General features: G+C 66.5%; 13 protein-coding genes. 8 read left to right on the forward strand and 5 right to left on the reverse strand.

The genetic code is table 11. The features are described 5' to 3' along the window. Positions 1–248 precede the first annotated feature (248 nt). The gene (locus KEC55_RS33370; RefSeq protein WP_282511627.1) at positions 249–3,842 is read right to left on the reverse strand and encodes a YadA family autotransporter adhesin; all 3,594 of its coding nucleotides are present in this window, start codon (positions 3,840–3,842) and stop codon (positions 249–251) included. A gap of 1,141 nt (positions 3,843–4,983) precedes the next feature. On the opposite strand from KEC55_RS33370, the gene KEC55_RS33375 reads away from it, so the two are divergent. Continuing rightward, a complete protein-coding gene (locus KEC55_RS33375; protein WP_282511628.1) occupies positions 4,984–5,799 on the forward strand; it encodes a response regulator transcription factor in 816 nt (271 codons plus the stop codon). Positions 5,800–5,829: 30 nt separating this feature from the next. Here KEC55_RS33375 and KEC55_RS33380 read toward each other — a convergent pair whose 3' ends face one another. Then, positions 5,830–8,022 (reverse strand): TonB-dependent siderophore receptor, encoded by a 2,193-nt coding sequence (locus KEC55_RS33380; RefSeq protein WP_282511629.1) that lies wholly within the window; start codon positions 8,020–8,022, stop codon positions 5,830–5,832. 400 nt (positions 8,023–8,422) lie between these two features. On the opposite strand from KEC55_RS33380, the gene KEC55_RS33385 reads away from it, so the two are divergent. Next, on the forward strand, positions 8,423–9,379 hold the full coding sequence (locus KEC55_RS33385; protein WP_282511630.1) for a mannuronate-specific alginate lyase: 957 nt from the start codon (positions 8,423–8,425) through the stop codon (positions 9,377–9,379). Positions 9,380–9,385: 6 nt separating this feature from the next. Here the strand turns inward: KEC55_RS33385 and KEC55_RS33390 are convergent, their stop codons facing one another. After that, positions 9,386–10,411 carry an AraC family transcriptional regulator gene (locus KEC55_RS33390; RefSeq protein ID WP_282511631.1) on the reverse strand — a complete coding sequence of 342 codons (1,026 nt, stop codon included), beginning with the start codon at positions 10,409–10,411 and terminating at the stop codon, positions 9,386–9,388. 352 nt (positions 10,412–10,763) lie between these two features. Between KEC55_RS33390 and KEC55_RS33395 the strand changes: the two genes are divergently transcribed. The 6 genes from KEC55_RS33395 to KEC55_RS33420 all read left to right on the forward strand — a co-directional run bounded on the left by KEC55_RS33395 (position 10,764) and on the right by KEC55_RS33420 (position 17,077). After that, entirely contained in the window at positions 10,764–12,011 is a 1,248-nt protein-coding gene (locus tag KEC55_RS33395; protein ID WP_282511633.1) for a dienelactone hydrolase family protein, read from the forward strand. A gap of 40 nt (positions 12,012–12,051) precedes the next feature. Beyond that, positions 12,052–12,840 (forward strand): SDR family oxidoreductase, encoded by a 789-nt coding sequence (locus KEC55_RS33400; RefSeq protein WP_282511635.1) that lies wholly within the window; start codon positions 12,052–12,054, stop codon positions 12,838–12,840. A 62-nt stretch (positions 12,841–12,902) separates the two neighbouring features. Then, on the forward strand, positions 12,903–14,141 hold the full coding sequence (locus KEC55_RS33405) for a styrene monooxygenase/indole monooxygenase family protein (protein ID WP_282511637.1): 1,239 nt from the start codon (positions 12,903–12,905) through the stop codon (positions 14,139–14,141). Positions 14,142–14,146: 5 nt separating this feature from the next. Further along, positions 14,147–14,674, forward strand: coding sequence for a flavin reductase family protein (locus KEC55_RS33410; protein WP_282511639.1), 528 nt, complete (start codon positions 14,147–14,149; stop codon positions 14,672–14,674). Positions 14,675–14,710: 36 nt separating this feature from the next. Beyond that, entirely contained in the window at positions 14,711–15,667 is a 957-nt protein-coding gene (locus KEC55_RS33415) for a SphA family protein (RefSeq protein WP_282511641.1), read from the forward strand. A gap of 147 nt (positions 15,668–15,814) precedes the next feature. Continuing rightward, entirely contained in the window at positions 15,815–17,077 is a 1,263-nt protein-coding gene (locus KEC55_RS33420) for a serine hydrolase domain-containing protein (RefSeq protein ID WP_282511643.1), read from the forward strand. Between the two features lie 420 nt (positions 17,078–17,497). Here KEC55_RS33420 and KEC55_RS33425 read toward each other — a convergent pair whose 3' ends face one another. After that, entirely contained in the window at positions 17,498–18,469 is a 972-nt protein-coding gene (locus KEC55_RS33425; RefSeq protein WP_282511645.1) for a type II secretion system F family protein, read from the reverse strand. Between the two features lie 36 nt (positions 18,470–18,505). Further along, complete coding sequence (locus tag KEC55_RS33430; RefSeq protein WP_282511647.1) at positions 18,506–19,483, reverse strand: type II secretion system F family protein; 978 nt, start codon at positions 19,481–19,483, stop codon at positions 18,506–18,508. Positions 19,484–19,490: the final 7 nt, after the last annotated feature.

Consider the following 19,490-nt stretch of genomic DNA (forward strand, 5'->3'; position numbering starts at 1 on the left):
CGTACGGACCTCGGGCCTTCGATTTCCGGCCGGCACCCGACATCACCTGCATTGCCGGTGGATCGTGCTCAACGCCGCGCGACCGGCCATAGCGGGAAAGTCCGGCATTCACCCGGAAAGCTGCGGGCCGATATTGGGCGGGATCGGTGTCGTGAATGCCTATGAACTGCCGACCGGTCCACACAGAAAAACAGCCTGTCACTCGCATGAGAGACAGGCTGTTCGTTACATCACTTGAAACGTGCCGGTTAGAACTGGTAACCCGCGCCGACCACCGCGCCGAAGTCCGACCGCGCGTTGCCCGTCACCGATGCCTTGACGACCCAGCGGTTGCTCTCCGTCACGTACGAGTACCCCGCCGCGAAGCCCTGCTGGCCGTGATAGTTCGACGTTGCCGCCGACACCATCGAGCGCCCCGCGCCCGTCGGTTGCGGCAAGCCGGCCACCGCCATCGCCGATGCGACGCCGCCGTACATGTCCTTCTTCAGGTCGTTGAACGAGTTGTACACCTGCCCGATCCGCTGGTCGGTGTATCCCTTCGCCTGCGTCGATGCCGCCGACAGGTTGTCGTTCAGTTGCTGCACGTTCACCGCGTCGGTCGGCGCCGTCCCGGCCGCGACGTTCGTGACCTGGCGCTCGCTGCCCTTCGCGCCGACCGAGAACGAGTTGTCGCGATCGGCGACGGAGCCCTGGCCGACCGCCACGGCATTCTTGCCGGTTGCCGTTGCCGTCGACCCGATCGAACCCGCATCGGCGCGCGCGATCCAGGTCGTGTTCGCATCGGTGGCCGCCGCACGGATCTTGTCGGTGGCCGCGGCGTTCTGCAGTGCCGTGTTGAACTGGCCCATGTTCACTGCGTCGTTGTCGTGCACGCCCGCCGCAACGCCGGTCAGCACGCGGTCGCCCGCCGTGCCGGAGAAGTTCACGCTGGTGCCGCCCGTGTCCTTCCCGACCGTGATCGCGCCGTTCGGATCCTGCTGCTGCACGAGGCCGGCCTTGCCGTTCGCGATGTTGGTTACACTCCCCTGCAGGTTCGAGATATCGGTCGTGTTCTTCGACACCTGCTGGTTGGTCGCGTACAGCTGCGAGCCGTTCACCGCATCCGTGCTGGTGGCGCTGAGCGTGCCGGCCTGCACGTTGGTGATGCGCGTGCCGCCTGCTCCTCCGAGCGTGATCGTGCTCTTCGAGCTGTCGTCGTACTGCACCGCGAGCGCGCCGAGCTGGTTGAGGTTCGACTGCACGTCCTTCAGTTGCTTCACGTTCACCGCATCGGTATCGCTGGTGCCTGCGGCGACGTTCTTGAGCACGACGGCCGAATTGACGTCACCGCCCACGAGCGACACCGAATTCAGCCGGTTGCCGTTCGTGTCGACGTCGTACTTGACGACGTTCTTCACGGCCTCGCCGGCCTGGTTCGACACGTTCGTGATCTGCTGTTCGAGCGCGGTCTTTACGCCCGACAGCTGGCCGCCGTTCACCGCGTCCGTGCTGCCCGCGGCGACGTTGCCGTCGGCCACGTTCGTCAGCTTCGTCGGCGCACCGCCGCGCGCCGCGCTGTACGCGCCGAGCTTCGGATCGAACTGCAGCGCGTCCTGTTGCAGCCCGGCGATCGCGGCCGTATTGCCCGCGATGTTCGTTTCGGCGTTGCCGAGGCGCGTTTCGTGATTCTCGAGCGTCGTCGTGTTGCTGCCGACGCGGCCGTCGAGATTCGTCAGCGCATCGCCGACGTTGTTGAACGAGCCGCCGCCGACCTTGTAGGACGGCGCGCTGATCGAGCCGTCCGGGTTTGCGGTTGCGCCACCGCCGAGCGCGGCCGCAGCCCCGTCGGTCGTGCGGCGCAGCTGCGCGCCGTTCACCGCGTCCGTGCTGCCGGCCGCCACATTGCCTTCCGCAACGTTGGTCAGGTGCACCGGGCTTCCGCCGTTGCCGGCGCCGAGCGACACCTGCCGCTTGCTCGCATCGTCGTACTTCACGGCCAGCGCATCGAGCTGGCTCGTGCCGTCATGAATTGCCGCGCTCAGCTGGTCGACGTTGACTGCATCCGTGCCGTTCGTGCCGGCCGCGACGTTGCTGATCCGTTGCGGGCCATGGCCGCCGTGGCTGGCATCGTAGGCGCCGAGGCCCGGGTTCCACTGGAGCGCGTCCTGCTGGAGCGCGGCGATGTTGCCCGTATTCGTCGTCACCTGGTTGCCGACCGTCGTGATCGACTGGTTGAGCGTGTCGGTCGCCTTGCCGAGCTGGCCCACGTTCACGGCGTCGTTCGCGGCAACCCCGTCCGCGACATTGTGCAGGCCGACCGGCGACGCGGCCCCCGTCCCGCCGAGCGTGACGCCGGTGTGCGCGTCGCTGTCGTACTGCACGGCGTTCTTCGTCGCGTTGTCGATCTGGCTGGTGATCGACGTGCTCAGGTTGCCGAGCGTCGTGCTGAGGTTGTTCGTCACGCTCGTGCTGAGCGACGCGAGACCGCCGCCCAGTTGCCCGACGTTGACCGCGTCGTGCGCGTCCTTGCCATCGGCGACGTTGTGCAGCGTCGTGCCGTTCGTGCCCGCGAACGTTACCGAGTCGAAGCCGCTTGCGCCGTCGTACTTCACGTTGCGCGTATCGGCCGCCTGCAGGTTGCCGATGTTCGAGGCCGCCGTGCTCAGCGACGTGTTGATGCCGGTCACGCTGGTCTGCAGGTTCGCGATGTTCGAGGCCGCCGTCGAAATGGACGTCTGCAGTGGCGCGACGCTGCCCTTCAGCTGGCCGACGTTGACCGCGTCGGTATCGGCCACGCCGGCCGCGACGCCGCCGATCGTGGTGCCGCCGGCGCCGTCGAGCGCGATCGCCGCATGCGTGTTGTCGGTGTACTTCACGACGTTCTGCGTCGCCGTGACGATGCTGGTACTGAGGCTGTTGCCGACGTTGGTCACGCGCTGGTCGACGTTCGAGATCGTGGTCGACAGCGAATTGCCGACCGACGTCACGCGCGCATCGACGTTACCGATGCCCGTGCTGAGCGTGTTGTTCACGTTCTTCAGCTGCTGGACGTTGACGGCGTCGGTATCGGCCGCGCCGGCCGCGACGTTCTTGAGCTGGCGTTCGCTACCGATCGCGCCGAACGATACCGCGCCGCCGACCGGCGCGGCCGTGCCGCCGAACACCGGCGTGCCGCCGTTGTTCACGCCGATGCTGCCCGACCCGATCGCGACCTGGTTGTTGCCGTTCGTCTGCGCACCCGCACCGATCGCTACCGATTGCGTGCCGCCGGCGCGCGTCTGCGTCGCCGCGTCATACGACGCGCCGGCCGACACGCCATCGCTCGACGTCGGGTTGGCGCCGCCGATCGCAATCGAGCGATCGCCGCTGGCCAGCGCCGAGTGGCCGAGTGCGATCGAGCTTGTGCCGTGCGCATCCGCGACGTTGCCGAGCGCCATCGAGAAATCGCCGATCGCGGCTGACTGACGGCCGATCGCCAGTGCCGTGTTGCCTTGCGCGACGGCTACCGTGCCGATCGCGGTGGACGAGTTCGCCAGCGCCTGCGAGCCGACACCGATCGCAATCGCGCCGCCGCTGCTGCTGCCGCCGTTGCTGCTCGCGTTCGACTGGTCGCCGATCGCGATGCCGCTGGTGCCGGCCTTCGCATTCGTGCCCTGCGTCACGTTCGCGGTACTCACCGCCACGTAGTTCCCGCTCTTCGTTGCAACGCACAGCGGGTTGGTTCCGTCGATGCACTGCCCGGTCAGCGCGTTGTCCGGGTTGCCGCGGTCGACGAAATTGTCGGCGTGCGCGACGCCTGCGATCAGCACACCTGCGCCCGTGAACATCGCGGCGGCGAGCGCCGAAATCTGCTTCCTCTTCATGGCCTTCTGCTCCGTTGTATAGCGTCTTGTTTAAATTCGGATTACTTAACGTTATTGACAGCTTCGACTTCGATTGCGATTGCGACTTCAGTGCGGAACCCGATGCCGGCATCCGGCCCGGCCACATCGGTGGTGACTTGCATCGACCATTCGTTTCGACAGGACGATCGAAGCCTCCGGGCACGCCGTCTTTTTTGCGGCCCGTTCCGTTAATCTGGAAACTGCATCAGGAATACGTAATACTGTTTATGGGCGAGCCTTTCCCCGGCTGAATCCGGAGATTCGACCTGCCGTTATAAACACCTCTGATGTGATGTCGCGCCGACCGCGACCAACCCCGCTTCTTTTATTTCATCTTCGGCAACCGATGTTTCGCTTCCGTGCCACGAGCACTCGCTCGGGCGCGCATCAATTGATGCGCCGGACTCGAATCGCACAACGTCCGTCACCGCTTGTGGCGCCTTCCGCTGTGCTGTACCACCCGGCATTCAAAGTTCGGACGAATTATGGGACACGATCTTAAATTATTAAAGCCGACATTCTTTATAGATTGTGAAATTCAATACATTCAATGACTTACATGAAATATCTACGTCTCGCAAACGATTTCGCGCCGCCGACATTAATCGAAATGTTTTTCGTGGCGGATAAATACTTTGCCAAAGCGGATTTAAATTCAACTCGATCTCGAAACGATAATATCGAAGCTGACCGACAGCATCGGTTGTGCGCCGGATGTTCGCGTAAACCATGAGTACCAGCCCTTATCAACTCACGGCATTCCTGTCGTAAACCGCCATTTTTAAAATCATGAAAGCGGAATGATGCGAATAGAGCTGCCTCGTCTGGCGGGATCCGAAATAAGCTCCTACAATTCCGCTCGCATTGATTTCCGCAGTCGCGAACTTCACCACGCGAGCACGGCAATCGTCCGAGTCTTTGCCGGCTCAGTGATCAAAAAAAACGAATGCCGTGGCTTGCGACGAACGGTTGCCTGCCGCGCAGTGACGGCAATCTCCGGAATCGATGCGAGCGTGCGATGCGTGTCTGCGTCGTCATAGAGCGGCTCACGACGTTTCCCCAGAACCGGGCAGGCCACCCGCGGAAACGCAGCCAACCGCCATTCCAGAACAGGTGCACGATGCCTTCATCGATCTCCGCATTAAGCGACGCCCATATCCTGGTCGTCGACGATCAACCCGACCAGCTGCGTTTGCTGATCGACATCCTGCGCGACACGGGCTGCCGGATCAGCATCGCGTCGGACGGCATGCAGGCATGTCAGCGCGCGCAGGCGCTGTTGCCCGACCTGATCCTGATGGATGTCCGCATGCCACGGATGGACGGTTTCACCGCGTGCCGGCTGCTCGCGGCCGATCCGGCCACGCGCGCGATTCCGGTGATTTTCCTGACCGTGGCCGGCGAATTGCATGAACGCCTCGAAGGGCTGGAAATCGGCGGCGTCGACTATGTCGTGAAGCCGTTCGAGCCGGCGGAAGTGGTCGCGCGGATTCGCGTGCAGCTCGCGCGGACGACGCGCGAACGGCCCGCCGATGCGGAGCAGGCTGACGGCCCGTTCGCGGCCGGCAAGGACGACGACATCATCGTGCGCGCGGCGATCCGCCACCTGTCGCGCACGCTGAACGACCCGCCGACGGTCGAGCAGCTGGCACGCGCGGTCGGCACGCATGAAAAGCGGCTGTCGCGCGCGTTTCGCGACAATCTCGGGCAGACGGTGTTCGAGTATCTGCGGCACGAGCGGCTGCGGATCGCGCAGGATCTGCTGGATTCGACGTCGCTCAGCATTGCGAGCATCGCGAAGGAAATCGGCTTTTCCACGCCGGCCAATTTCGCGACGGCCTTTCGCGAACGCTTCGGCACCACACCGACCGAGTGGCGACGCCAGCGGCAGGCGCGCTCGCGCGCCGCAACCCGCGGGCCGCAACGCCGCGCATAGGCACGCTCGGCACGTTGGCCGAGCCCGCGATCACCAGTTGTATTTCGCGCTGGCCAGCACGGTCCGCTCGTTGCCGAACACGCATACGGCGTACGACTGGCAGCCGCTGACGTAGCGCCGGTCGAACAGGTTCGCGACGTTCAGCGCGAAACGCCAGTGCGGCATGTCGTAATGCAACGCCAGGTCATACAACGTCGCGCTCGGCACCGTCAGCGAGTTGTAGGGCGCGCCGGCCGATGCGCTCTGGTAGCGCACGCCGCCGCCGATTCCGAGCCCCGACAGCGCGCCCGTGCGCCAGGTCCAGTCGGCCCACATCGACGCCATCTGCCGCGGCAGCGGCACGGACACCGGCCAGTTGTTCAGCGACGCATCGTTCGCCTGGACGTTCTTGACGTCCTGGTACGCATACGACGCGACGATCGACAACTCGCGCGTCACCTTGCCGACCGCGCTCAGCTCGATGCCGCGCGAGCGCACCTTGCCGGTCTGCACGGATGTCGTGCCGGTCGGGTCGAGGTTCACCGGCGTCGGTGTCACGACGTTGGTCTGGTCGATCCGGTAGACGGCCGCGCTCAGCATCAGGTTCCTGCCGGGCGGCTGCCAGCGCAGCCCGGCCTCGGTCTGCGCGCCGCGCGTCGGTTTCGGCAAGCCGCTACCGAACATCCGCACGCCGATGACCGGATCGAACGACGTCGAATAGCTCACGTACGGCGACAACCCGGCGTCACCCTGATAGGTGAGCCCGACGCGCCCGGAGAACGCACTGACGTCCTGCTGCGCCTGCGTGCCCGCCGTCCGGTCGTCGAAGCGCGCGTTCACGAGATCCTCGCGGCCGCCTAGCGTCAGCGTCCAGCGCTGCCAGCGGATCTGGTCCTGCGCATACACGCCGAACGCGTTCAGCGCCGTGTACTGGTCGACATGGCCGAGCGACGTCGGACCGGAGAAGATCGCGGCCGTCACCGGCCGGTAGACGGGGTGGTACAGGTCGAGCGACGGCGCCAGCGCCAGCCGCACGCTATTGGTCGTCGTCTGCCGGTCGAATTGCAGGCCGAACAGCAGCGTATGCTCGAGCGGCCCCGTGCCGAAGCGCGCCTGAGCGTGATTGTCGATGTCGAGCCGGCTGTAGTTGAGCTGGAACAGCCCCGCGAAACGCATCATGTTCGTCGTGCTGCGCGGCACGAGTCCGTTGCCGAACACCGTCGCGTCGTCGAGCGACAGGTGCGACCAGCGCACGTCCTGGTGCAGCGTCCAGATCGCATTCACCCGATGTTCCAGCGTGTAGCCGAGCGACCATTGCTTCTTGCGGTAGTCGTTGAACGACGGGTCGCCCATGTAGATATCCTGCGACAGGCGACCGTTCGGGTTCGGCAATACGGTGCCCGACGCGGGCAGGAAGTTCGACGAAATGTCGCCGCTGTCCTGCAGGAACGTCGCGGAGACCGTCAGCGACGTGTCGGCGTTCGGCCGCCAGCGGAACGACGGCGCCAGCGCGACGCGCCGGTCGCCGTTCGGGCCCGTCACCGCGTTGCCGTCGCGCGCGATGCCGACAAAGCGGTATGCAACCTTGCCATCCGAGTCGAGCTTGTCACCGACATCGAGCATGACCTGCTTGCGCGCATCGTTGCCGATCTGCACGCCGGCTTCGCGCACGCGTTCGCCGTCGGCGAGCTTCGTATGGGCGTCGACGATCGCGCCGGGCTCGCCCGCGCCGTACAGCACCGACGTCGGCCCGCGCAGTACCGCGATCGAATCGATCGTGTACGGATCGACGCGCCAGTTCGCGATCACGGCCGTATTCGGCGCCGCCACGCCGTCGACGTACAGCGTCGGCGTGAAGCCGCGCAGCGCCGCATACCAGTCGGTCCGGCTGTCGGCGCCGAACGTCGAGAAGCCCGGCACGTAGCGCAGCGCCTGGTTCAGGTCGGCCGCGCCGGTCATCTCGATCTGTTGCGCGGTCACGATATTGATCGTTTGCGGGATCTCGGCCAGTGGCGTGTCGGTCTTCGTGCCAGCCGTGGTGCGCCGCCCGACGAGCCCGGCGGACGCGCCGTCGGTCGCACCGTTCACGTCGATGGCCGGCAGCACGGCGGCGGCCGCGCCGGCCTGCGGCGCGCCCCCTGCATCCGAAGCCTGCGCGGGCGCGCTGCCTGCCGCCGCCACGCACAATGCTCCGCCGGCCGCGATCGCCCTCGCGCGTCGCGCCGCACTCGTCCCCGTTACCATCGTTCCCTGCTCCGTCGTGCTGGTGGCCGATTCGGCCCGATCGCGGCGCGACGCATCGAACGGCGTCCGCCCTGTTTTGTCATGCTTGTGATGTCGATTGCGCGCGAGCCGGAATCCGATAGCCAGTGGCGTCGTTCGCGAGCGCAGCGATCATACCGGGCGAATATGGCGTGGTCTTCTAAAAAAGTACGCGGGCGGGCGAATCCGGTGATCGCGCAGCGGAAACGGCGCAGGCACGCCATCGATCCAGTCGGCTGCCACCGGGAAAGGCGGATGAAAGACGGGAACGCTAGACTGCGTTCGACCCGGAAACGGCCGCGGACCACACGGCCCCGCACGATGCATTGCGATGCGTCGACCACGTGCGCCCGGCGTCACGACCGTTACCACCGGGGACCGTATGCGCCGCCTGTCGACTCGACCGCTGTTCGCCGTATTGCTCTCCCTGGGCGCGTTATTCTGCGCCGCGCCGCCGGCCCACGCCTGCGACCTGCCGGCGGCCGTCACGACGATCGATCCGCCCGGCTACTATGACGACGCCGCCGGCTATGCGCGCGCCGTGAAGCCGATGCGCGATTTCATCGCCCGGCTCAACACGGCGGCAGATCACGGCGACTGGTCGTGCGCATTGAACCTGCTGGAAAGCTGGGCGCGAGCCGATGCGCTGATGGGCCGGATCTCGGGTTACCAGGGCCATTACGAGCGCTCATGGGCCGGCACCGATTTCGCGATGGTGATCCTGCGCATGCCGCGCGACGTGCGCGATGCCAATCGCGCGCGCTTCGACACGATCGATCCGTGGCTCGAACGCATCGCGATCGCGACCCGCGATGCGGAAGCGATCAACCACCTGCACAACAACCTCGTCTACTGGGCCGGACTCGACCTGATCGCCATCGGCACCGTGACCGGCAACGCGAGCCTCATCGACTCGGGGCTGCTGCGCGTTCGCGAGGGCATTCGCGACATCGGGCCCGACGGCTCGCTCGCGCGGGAAGTCAAGCGCGGCAACCGCGCGCTGCACTATCACACGTTCGCGCTGCTGCCGCTCGTGTTCGCGGCGGAGCTCGTGCAGCGGCGCCATATCGATCTCTACCGGGAAAACGACGGCGCGATCGGCCGCCTCGCGAATCTCGTGATTGCCGCGGTGGATAATCCCGCGAGCTTCACGGCCATCACGCCGGTCAAGCAGGACCTGTTCCCGTGGACGTTTCGCGATGAATTGAGCTGGGTCGAGCCGTACTACGCACGCTTTCACGATCGCCGCCTGCCGGCGATCATCGCGCCGCGCCGCCCGTTCAGCGAATGGCGGCTGGGCGGCGATGTGACGGCGGCGTGGGGTGCGCCGCTGCCGTAAGCCCGGTCACCCCCGCCCGCGCCGCATCCTCAGCGTCGCCGATGGCGACTCCCCGAACGCCCGCTTGTACTCGATCGCGAACCGCCCGAGGTGCGCGAAGCCCCATTTCAGCGCGATGTCCGTCACCGATGCGAGCCCCGGCGTCTCGTCGGCCAGCAGTTCCTCGCGCACATGTTGCAGCCGCAACTGCCGCACGAAACCCATCGGCGTGATCCCGTGGCGATTGCGGAACCCCGCGAACAGCGTGCTCGGGCTGACGCCGGCGAGTTCGGCGAGCCGCTCGATCGTCAGCGGCTCGTCGAGATGCGCGCGGATGTATTCCTCGACGCGCCGCACGTAAAACGGCGCGAGCACCACCGGCAGGTGCCGCGTGCCGTTGCGCGCGCTGTTCGGGTGGCCATGCAGCAGCAGGTTGAGCAGCGTCGATTCGAGCTGCTCGAACGCGAGCGGATGACGCAGCGGATGCGCGTCCGTCGAGATCGCGCCGGCGAGGACCGGCAGCAACTGCGCGAGACACGTCCCTTGTGGCGACGACAGGCTGAACTCCGGCTCGAATTCGACCGGCGCACGCCGGTCGTCGCCGAAGTGCCGTTGCGCATGGCGCTCCATCACTTCGCGCTCGATGCGCAGGATCACTTGCGGGCAGGCATCGCCCCACTGCATCTTCAGCGGCAGCGTCGGCGAGATCAGCGACGCGGTGCCGGGCGACGACACGAAGCGCGTCGAACCGCATTCGATCTCGGCGTCGCCGCGCAGCGGGATCTGCAACAGAAAGAAGTGTTCGAGCGGCCCGGGCTCGATGCTGACGCCGCCGCCATAGTCGAGCAGGTTCAGCGACAGGTTGCCCCAGCGCGCATGATGCATGCAGCTGTGCAGCGCACGCGATTCGCCGGTCGGCGTGAGCCGGTGCGGCTTGAATACGTCGGCGACGCGCGCGCGCACCTCGTCGACGTCGTTCGACTGCAGCATCAGGTTGTCGTGATTGAAACAGGCGGCGTCGGCCAGCCAGCCGGTTTCCGAAAATTGCGCCATCGAAGTTCTCCCGTCATGCTCGATCGCACTCGCGCCGTGCATGCATTCCCGGTATCGGGGAATCCGCCGCACGATCCGGACAGCACCCGGAGTATCCGGACAGTCCGGCCACACAAACACGCAAGTCCCGCGCAAACGACGCAAGAAGCGGACCGTTCGCGCATCGTAGAAAACTGTGCGGGCATTCCGCATCCGCACATACCCGCAGTCAGCCGCGTGCCTGCCCACGCGCGGCGGCCGGTGCAGCAGGTTTCCGGAATTCGCGGATACCGGCCGAAGAAAGCGGATAGAAGCGCCCGTTTCGTCCGCCAATACTGGGCCCGTCGCAGAGATGAACCGAATGGAGAGACCCATGAAAGGACGTTACATCGAGATTCCGTCGCCGAATGGCGGAACGTTTCGCGCGTACCTGAGCACGCCGGCCGGCGGCACGGGGCCAGGCATCGTGCTGTGCCACGAGATCTTCGGCGTGAACGAGGCGATGCGCGACGCGGCCGACTACTACGCGGAGGAAGGCTATACGGTACTCGTGCCCGATCTGTTCTGGCGCCAGGCGCCGGGGATCGAGCTCGGTTACGCGGCGGCCGATGCCGAGCGCGCCATGGCCCTGTATCGCGAATACGACGAGGACAAGGGCGTCGAGGACGTCGGCGTCGCGCTGAGCGCGCTCAGAAAGCGGCCGGAATGCACGGGCGAAGCCGGCGTGCTCGGCTACTGTCTCGGCGGCAAGCTCGCGTATCTCGCCGCGTGCCGGTTGCCTGACGTGGCCGCGGCGGTCAGCTACTACGGCGTCGGCATCGAGCACGCGCTGGACGAGGCCGCGCAATTGCGCGGGCGGCTCGTGCTGCAGATCGCGGGACAGGACCGCTTCTGCCCGCCCGACGCGCAGCAGCGCATCGCCGACGCGCTGTCCGCGCGCGACGGCGTCGAGGTGTATGTGTATCCGGGCGTCGATCACGCATTCGCCCGCGCCGGCGGCGATCATTTCGACAAAGCCGCCGCGATCATGGCCCATCAGCGCGCGATCGCCGCGTTCCGCGCCGCGCTCGGCCCGCACTACGACCTGTCCACACTGTGGGAAGCTCATCTCGAACACGAATTCGCCACGCGCAACGTCGACGCGACGATGGCCACGATGGTCGCCCAGCCGTACGTCAACCATATCCCGACGCTGACGGGCGGCGTCGGTTACGACGAGCTGAAGCGCTTCTATACGCATCACTTCGTGCATGCGAACCCGCCCGACACGACGATCACGCCGATCTCGCGCACGATCGGTGCGAGCCAGATCGTCGACGAGCTGCTGTTCTGCTTCACGCACACCACCGAGATCGACTGGATGCTGCCGGGCGTCGCGCCGACCGGCAAGCGTGTCGAGATCCCGCTCGTCGCGATCGTCAAGTTTCGCGGCGACAAGCTCTATCACGAACACATCTACTGGGACCAGGCGAGCGTGCTCGTGCAGGTCGGCCTGCTCGACCCGGCCGGGCTGCCGGTGGCCGGCGTCGAAACGGCCCGCAAGCTGCTCGACGAAACCGTGCCGTCGAACGGCCTGATGCGCCGCTGGCAGGACAGCGGGCCGTCGACGGGTGCGCGTTGACGCGCCCCTTCCCTCACTCAACGATTCCAGGAGACTCCCCATGACTGCCCTTGCAGGCAAAGTCGCGATCGTCACCGGCGGCGCCACGCTGATCGGCGCCGCGGTCGCGCAGGACCTGGTCCGCGCCGGCGCGCACGTCGCGATCCTCGATCTGGACGCGGAGAACGGCGCGCGCGTGGCCGATTCGCTCGGCGAACGCGCGATGTTCGTCGCGCTCGACATCACCGACGACCGCGCGATCGAGCGTGCGGTCGCGGCGATCGTCGAACGCTTCGATTCGATCGACGTGCTCGTCAACCTCGCGTGCAGCTACGTCGACAACGGCATCCAGGCGAGCCGCAACGACTGGCTCGCCGCGATGGACGTCAACGTCGTGTCGGCCGCGATGCTCGCGAAGGCCGTGCACCCGCACATGGCGCGGCGCGGCGGCGGCGCGATCGTGAACTTCAGCTCGATCTCGGCCCAGTGCGCGCAAACCGGCCGCTGGCTGTATCCGACGTCGAAGGCCGCGATCCGCCAGCTCACGCGCAGCATGGCGATGGATCTCGCGCCCGATCGCATTCGCGTCAACTCGGTGTCGCCGGGATGGACGTGGTCGCGCGTGATGGACGAGATGACCCACGGCGACCGCGCGAAGACCGATCGCGTCGCCGCGCCGTTCCACCTGCTCGGGCGCGTCGGCGATCCGTCCGAGGTCGCGCAGGTCGTCACGTTCCTGTGCAGCGACGCGGCGAGCTTCGTGACGGGTGCCGATTACGCGGTGGATGGCGGCTATTCCGCGATGGGCCCCGAACAGGCGGTGCCGGCCATTCCTCGCCTGGCGGAGTGACCGCGCTCGCCACCGCCCCCCTCAACCATTCCGGCCGTCACCCGGCCACCCAAGGACACTCCATGAGACGCATCGCCATCGTCGGCGCCGGCCAGTCCGGCCTGCAACTCGCCTTCGCCCTGCTCGACCAGGGCTATCACGTCACGCTCTCGACCAACCGCGACGCGGAGCAGATCCGCACGGGCAAGGTCATGTCGAGCCAGTGCATGTTCCACACGTCGCTGCAGATCGAGCGCGACCTCGGCCTGAATGCGTGGGAGGAAGCGTGCCCGTCCGTCGAAGGGATCGGCATCGCGGTGCCGCACCCGGACGGTAACGGCCGCAAGGCGATCGACTGGTCGTCGCGGCTGACGCGCTATGCGCAGTCGGTCGATCAGCGCGTGAAGATGGCCGACTGGCTCGACGGCGTCCGGCGCCGCGGCGCGGACGTGCGTATCGGCGACGTCGGCGTACCGGAGCTCGAGGAACTGACGCGCAGCCATGATCTCGTGCTGCTCGCGGCCGGCAAGGGTGAAATCGTCAACCTGCTCGGCCGCGACGACGCGCGCAGCGCATTCGACCGCCCGCAACGCGCGCTGGCGCTCACCTACGTGAAGGGGATGACGCCGAGCCAGCCGTACTCGCGCGTGCGCTTCAACCTGCTGCCCGGCATCGGCGAGTACTTCGTGTTTCCCGCGCTGACCACGACAGGTCCGTGCGAAATCATGGTGTTCGAAGGCATTCCGGGCAGCCCGCTCGACTGCTGGGCCGACGTGAAGACGCCCGAGCAGCATCTGGAGCGTAGCCTGTCGTTCCTGAAGCAGTACGTGCCGTGGGAATTCGACCGCTGCCGCGACGTCGAGCTGACCGATCCGAACGGCACGCTGGCCGGGCGCTTCGCGCCGACCGTGCGCAAGCCGTTCTTCCGGTTGCCGTCAGGCCGCACGGTGTTCGGGATGGCCGATGCGGTGGTCGTCAACGATCCGATCACGGGCCAGGGATCGAACAACGCCGCGAAATGCGCGAAGGCGTACTTCGACGCGATCGTCGCGCGCGATGCCGCGCCGTTCGGCGAGGACTGGATGCAGCAGACGTTCGAAGGCTACTGGGCGTACGCGCAGAATGTCGTGCGCTGGACCAACTCGCTGCTCACGCCGCCGCCGCCGCACATCCTCGAACTGCTCGGCGCGGCCGGCCAACTGCCGTCACTCGCGTCGGCGATCGTCGACGGCTTCGACGATCCGCGCCGGTTCTCGCCGTGGTGGTTCGAGCCTTCGGCCTGCGCGGCGATGATCCGCGAACACAGTGTGCGGGCGGCATGAACGCCATGGAAACGACCATGACCGAGCGTCCCGCCATCGACCCGATGCAACTGCGTGCCGCGTTCGGGCAGTTCCCGACCGGCGTCACCGTGATCACCACCTGCGCGGCCGACGGGCGCAAGGTGGGCCTCACCGCCAATTCGTTCTCGTCACTGTCGCTCGACCCGCCGCTCGTGCTGTGGAGTCTTCGCAAGGTTGCGCCGAGCCGGCCGGATTTCATCGCGGCCACCCACTTCGCGATCAACATCCTCGCGCACGACCAGATCGAACTGTCGCGCCGCTTCGCGACGCCCAGCGCCGACAAGTTCGAAGGCGTGCTGCATGTCGAATCGGACAGTGGCGGCGTGCCCTGCCTCGACGGCGCGAGTGCGCGCTTCGTGTGCCGCAACGTCGGCCACTACGAAGGCGGCGATCACCTGCTCTTCATCGGCGAGATCGAGCAGTTCGATGCATTCGGCAAGGCGCCGCTCGTGTTCCATGCCGGCCAGTATCGCGCGATCGCCGACCATCCCGATCTTTTTCGCACCATTTGATTAGTTATACGAATAAATAACCAGGAGGTGGTGAACATGACATTCGGCTCTCGCCTGCTCGTCGTCGCAGGCCTTGCGATCACGGGCATCGCCACAAGCGCGCCGGCCAACGCGACCGACCTGCCGTCGGTCAACCTCGGCATGACCAGTTTCCTCGACGGGATGCCGCCGGCCGGCTCCGGCTGGTACGGCACGCAGTACCTGCAGTACTACACGGCCGGCCGCGTCAACGACAACGCAGGCAACAAGGTCGGGCTGCCGAAGCAGGACATCGACCTGTTCGCGGGGCTGAGCCAGCTCGTCTATCAGTCGCCGATGACGTTCGCGGGCATGCATCCGGGCCTGGACGTGATCCTGCCGTGGATCGCGTCCGCGCGGACTGACGACGGCATCGGCAATGTCGCGTTGAATGCGCGCGCCGGGTTCGGCGACCTGCTGATCGGCCCGTTCATCCAGTTCGATCCGGTGATGGGCGCGCAGGGCCCGCGCTTCGCGCAGCGGGTGGAATTCCAGTTCATCGCGCCGACCGGCGCATACGATCCGTCGCGCGCGATCAACCCGGGCAGTCATTTCTGGTCGTTCGACCCGTACTGGGCGGCGACGCTGTGGCTCACGCCGAGATGGACCGTGTCGTGGCGGCTGCACTATCTGTGGAACGCGACCAACCATCAGCCGGCCGCGTCGCTCGGCCCCGACGTGACGTCGACGCAGGCCGGCCAGGCGATCCACGTGAACTTCGCGACCGAGTACGAAGTGCGCCCGGGCCTGCGCCTGGGGCTCAACGGCTACTGGCTGCGCCAGACCACCGACATGAAGGAAAACGGTCAGGACGTGCCCGGCACGCGGGAGGCCGTGTTCGCGATCGGGCCGGGCGCGATGATCAGCTTCTCGCCGCACGACCACCTGCTGTTCAACGCGTACTTCGAGACCTATGCGCGCAACCGGCCGCAGGGGACGCGGATGGTGCTGCGCTACGTGCATCACTTCCAGTGACGCGCGCGGCCGGATCGCCGGGCCGGATCGCTTTCCGCAGACGAATCGGGCCGGCGGCAACGCGCGCTGCCGGCCGCGACGCGGCTGTCCTATAGTTTTTGGAGAAGGCAGGAAAGAAGTTCGTCACGAACCCGGAGGGACCGCGCCATGGCTACTTCAGCAACCTTCCGGTGCGTGCCGCGCGCGGCGAAACGGCTGGTGCGGCGCATGGTTGCCGTCGCACCGGCCGTCGTCATCGGGCTCACGGTGTCCGCGTGCGGCGGCGACAGTTCGCCCGCATCGGGCGGGCCCACGTTCGCGAACGCGGCGCGCCCGCAGATCAATGCACTGCTGTCGGACACGATGACGGCCGGCGCGGTCGTCTACGTGCAGTCGCCGCAGGGCAACTGGCTCGAATCGTTCGGCACGGCCGTGCGCGGCACGAACACGCCGATCCCGACCAACGCGCACTTTCGCGTCGGCAGCATCACGAAGACGTGGACCGGCACGGTGATCCTGCAACTCGTGCAGGAAGGCAGGCTGAGCCTGGGCGACACCGTCGACAAGTTCGTCGCCAACGTGCCCAACGGCAATACGATCACGATCGAGCAGTTGCTGCGGATGCGCAGCGGCCTCTACAACTACTCGACCAGCCTCGCGTTCAACCAGACGCTCGATGCGCAGCCGGAGAAGGTCTGGACCACGACGGAACTGCTGAACATTGCCGAAGGCCAGCCGGTCTATTTCGCGCCGGGCGCCGATTTCCGCTACTCGAACACCAACACGGTGCTGCTCGGGCTCATCATCGAGCAACTCACCGGCATGAGCACGGCCGATGCGATGAATGCTCGCCTGTTCGCGCCGCTCGGCCTGAGCAATACGTTGCTCCCGCCACAGGCGAACACGGCGCTGCCGGCGCCCGCGCCGCACGGCTATCAATGGGGCACCAATGCGGAGACGACCGACAGCGACGCGCTGTCGCCCGAACGCCAGGCGGAAGCGAAGAACGGCACGTTGCAGCCAACCGACGTGACCGGTGTCAACACGTCGTGGGCGTGGACGGCCGGTTCCGGCATTTCGACGGTGACCGAACTGGCCGCCTACGTGCAGCGGATGGTCGGCGGCGGCTACCTGAGCGCCGACCTGCAGGCGCAGCGGCTCGCCAGCTGTACGCCGATCGATGCGTCCGACCCGATGTCGGCTAGCTACTGCATGGGTTTGGCGAAGTTCGGCACGTTCTACGGCCACACGGGCGAAATACCGGGCTTCAATACCTTCATGGGCTACGACCCGGCGACGAAAACGACGATCGTCACGTGGGCGACCACCGCTGCCGCACCCGACGGCCGGGCACCGGCCAACGTGATCGCGCAGATCGTCATGGGCGAGCTCAGCAAGACGGCGGAAGTGCCGAGCGAGGGGCGGCCGTGAGGCGGTGACGGCGGCGCGTTTCCCTGCCTGCGCCTGTGGCGTGAAGCGGCACGTCGGATCGCGCGTCGAACGAACGCGAAGCACTCGTCAGCGCGATGAACGATCTCGCCCATGATGGCCGCCGGCTTGATCCGGCGGCGGGCATTCGATCCCTTTCCATCGCTTCAGACCGCGCACGCGTCATGCCGGCAACGGCCTTCGGGTTAGCAGTAGGGGGCAGCCGGAAAGGCGGTGGACTACGGCTTGTTCCATGGCCGACCATGGGTCCAGGATGCATTGACGCCGCTATGGTCAACCTGTCTCGCGGCGCCGCCTGGGGAGGGAGCCTCCATGAAGCCTGTTGCCGTGCCGGCCGACGGATGGGTCAGGCCGGCACGCAAGTTCGTGATCGATGCAGGCGAAACCGTCGCGCCCCGCCGCTCACTGCGAGATGCCGACGAAGGTCGGCAGCAGCACGCGGTAGACGTGAATCATCGCCGGCCCGAGCAGCACCATCATCAGCGCGGGAAAGATGCAGAAGATCAACGGAAACAGCAGCTTCAACGCAATCTTCGCCGCGCGCTCCTCCGCGCGCATCCGGCGCCGCGTGCGCAGCATGTCCGACAGCACGCGCAGCGACTCGCTGATGCTCGTGCCGAAGCGATCGGCCTGGATCAGCATCGCGCAGAACGATTCGATGTCCTCCACGCCGGTGCGCAGCGCGAGATTGCGCAGCGCCGCTTCCTTCGTGAAGCCGGAGCGCATCTCGAGCAGCAGCAGGTCGAGTTCGCCCGCCACCACGTCGCTGCTGAAGCGTAACTCCTCGCTCACCTTCATCAGCGCCGCGTCGAGACCCAGCCCCGCTTCGACGCATACTGTCAGCAGGTCGAGCGCGTCGGGGAAATCCTCGAAGATCTTCTGCTGGCGCACCTTGACCCGCTGCGACAGGACGATGTTCGGAATGTAGTAGCCGATGCACGCGAGCAGCACGAGGATGATCGACAGCACCTCGCGCTGGTCGCCGAGCCGGGTGGTAATCAGCACCATCAGTGCCGCGCACGGCAGTGCGAGCGCGAGCATCGTCTTCGCGGCGAAATACAGCGCGCCCGCGCTGGGGTCGCGCCAGCCGGCATTCATGAGCCGGATGCGCAGCGGTGAATTCTCCCAGCCCTCTTTCGGCACCGACAGCCTCGAGATCGGCGTGGACAGTTCGACCAGCTTCGCGACCCAGCGCGACGCCATGTCGTCGTCGTCGCCCCCGGCGGCACCCACACTGCCCGCGCCGCCCGCCTGCTGAAGCCGGCGCTGGATGCTGCGCGGCGCGAACAGCAGCATGGCGGCAAGCACACCGCCCGCCACGAAGATAAACAAGCCGCCCAGCATCACGGCATGGACCACGCTCAGGTTTTGCATGACTGCCTCGCAATGGTTCGTTGGACGATTCGCGCGTCAGACGCGAATCCGGACAATTCGGCGGATCCAGAGCAGACCGAAGGCCATCGACACCAGCATCGTGCCGACCATCCGGATTCCGGCCGGATCCTCCCAGAGTACGGACAGGAACTCGCGGTTCAGCAGCGCCATCACGCCGGCGGTGCCGAACGGCAGCAGCCCGAGAATCCACGCGGACAGCCGCCCTTCCGCCGACAGCACGCGCACCTTGTCGAACAGCTTGAAACGCTCGCGAATCAGCCCGGAAATGCTGTCGAGCAGTTCGGCCAGGTTGCCGCCCGTGTCGCGCTGGATCAGCACCGCGATCACGAAGTAGCGCAGGTCCTGCACCGGCACGCGCGTCGCCAGGTTCATCAGCGCATCGTGCAGCGACACGCCGTAGTTGACTTCGTCGAACGTGACGCGGAACTCGCCGCCCATCGGCTCGGGAAACTCGTCGCCGACCATCCCGAGCGTGCTCGTGAACGAATGACCGGAGCGCAGTGCGCGCGCGATCATGTCGCAGATGTCCGGCAGTTGGCGCTCGAGCTTGAGCATCCGGCGCGCGCGGGCCCGCAGCACGTACATCATCGGCACGCAGCCGGCGAACAGCGCGAGCGGCAGCGTGGCGAGCTGCGGCAGCCTCGCGAAGCTCAGCGCGAGCCACGCGAGGGCCAGGAACGTCACGCTGAGCATGATCAGTTTCGGCAGCGTCCACGCGAGGCCCGATTGCTGGATCACGAGGTCGAGCGCCTGCACGCGCGGCACGCGCAACAGCATCCGGTCGAACGGCTTCGATTCATCGAGCATCCGCTTCTTCAGGATCGACAGCCGCTCCTCCTGCACATTGCCGCCGGCCGACATCGCGCGGATGCGCGACTCGATCCGGCGCGCGGCGCTGCCATGCCGCGCGTTCCACCATTGATAGGCACCCTCGATCGTCAGCACGACCGCGACGAAGGTGAGAATCACAAAAGCATAAAAGACCGTGTTCATGAAACCT

The sequence above is a fragment of the Burkholderia cepacia genome (assembly GCF_029962485.1).
Classification (GTDB): domain Bacteria; phylum Pseudomonadota; class Gammaproteobacteria; order Burkholderiales; family Burkholderiaceae; genus Burkholderia.

Coding starts and splice junctions, on each gene's coding strand:
- KEC55_RS33425 (WP_282511645.1), bottom strand. CDS start 18,469: ATGCAAAACCTGAGCGTGGTCCATGCCGTGATGCTGGGCGGCTTGTTT.
- KEC55_RS33380 (WP_282511629.1), bottom strand. CDS start 8,022: ATGGTAACGGGGACGAGTGCGGCGCGACGCGCGAGGGCGATCGCGGCC.
- KEC55_RS33415 (WP_282511641.1), top strand. CDS start 14,711: ATGACATTCGGCTCTCGCCTGCTCGTCGTCGCAGGCCTTGCGATCACG.
- KEC55_RS33375 (WP_282511628.1), top strand. CDS start 4,984: ATGCCTTCATCGATCTCCGCATTAAGCGACGCCCATATCCTGGTCGTC.
- KEC55_RS33405 (WP_282511637.1), top strand. CDS start 12,903: ATGAGACGCATCGCCATCGTCGGCGCCGGCCAGTCCGGCCTGCAACTC.
- KEC55_RS33430 (WP_282511647.1), bottom strand. CDS start 19,483: ATGAACACGGTCTTTTATGCTTTTGTGATTCTCACCTTCGTCGCGGTC.
- KEC55_RS33385 (WP_282511630.1), top strand. CDS start 8,423: ATGCGCCGCCTGTCGACTCGACCGCTGTTCGCCGTATTGCTCTCCCTG.
- KEC55_RS33395 (WP_282511633.1), top strand. CDS start 10,764: ATGAAAGGACGTTACATCGAGATTCCGTCGCCGAATGGCGGAACGTTT.
- KEC55_RS33370 (WP_282511627.1), bottom strand. CDS start 3,842: ATGAAGAGGAAGCAGATTTCGGCGCTCGCCGCCGCGATGTTCACGGGC.
- KEC55_RS33420 (WP_282511643.1), top strand. CDS start 15,815: ATGGCTACTTCAGCAACCTTCCGGTGCGTGCCGCGCGCGGCGAAACGG.
- KEC55_RS33400 (WP_282511635.1), top strand. CDS start 12,052: ATGACTGCCCTTGCAGGCAAAGTCGCGATCGTCACCGGCGGCGCCACG.
- KEC55_RS33390 (WP_282511631.1), bottom strand. CDS start 10,411: ATGGCGCAATTTTCGGAAACCGGCTGGCTGGCCGACGCCGCCTGTTTC.
- KEC55_RS33410 (WP_282511639.1), top strand. CDS start 14,147: ATGGAAACGACCATGACCGAGCGTCCCGCCATCGACCCGATGCAACTG.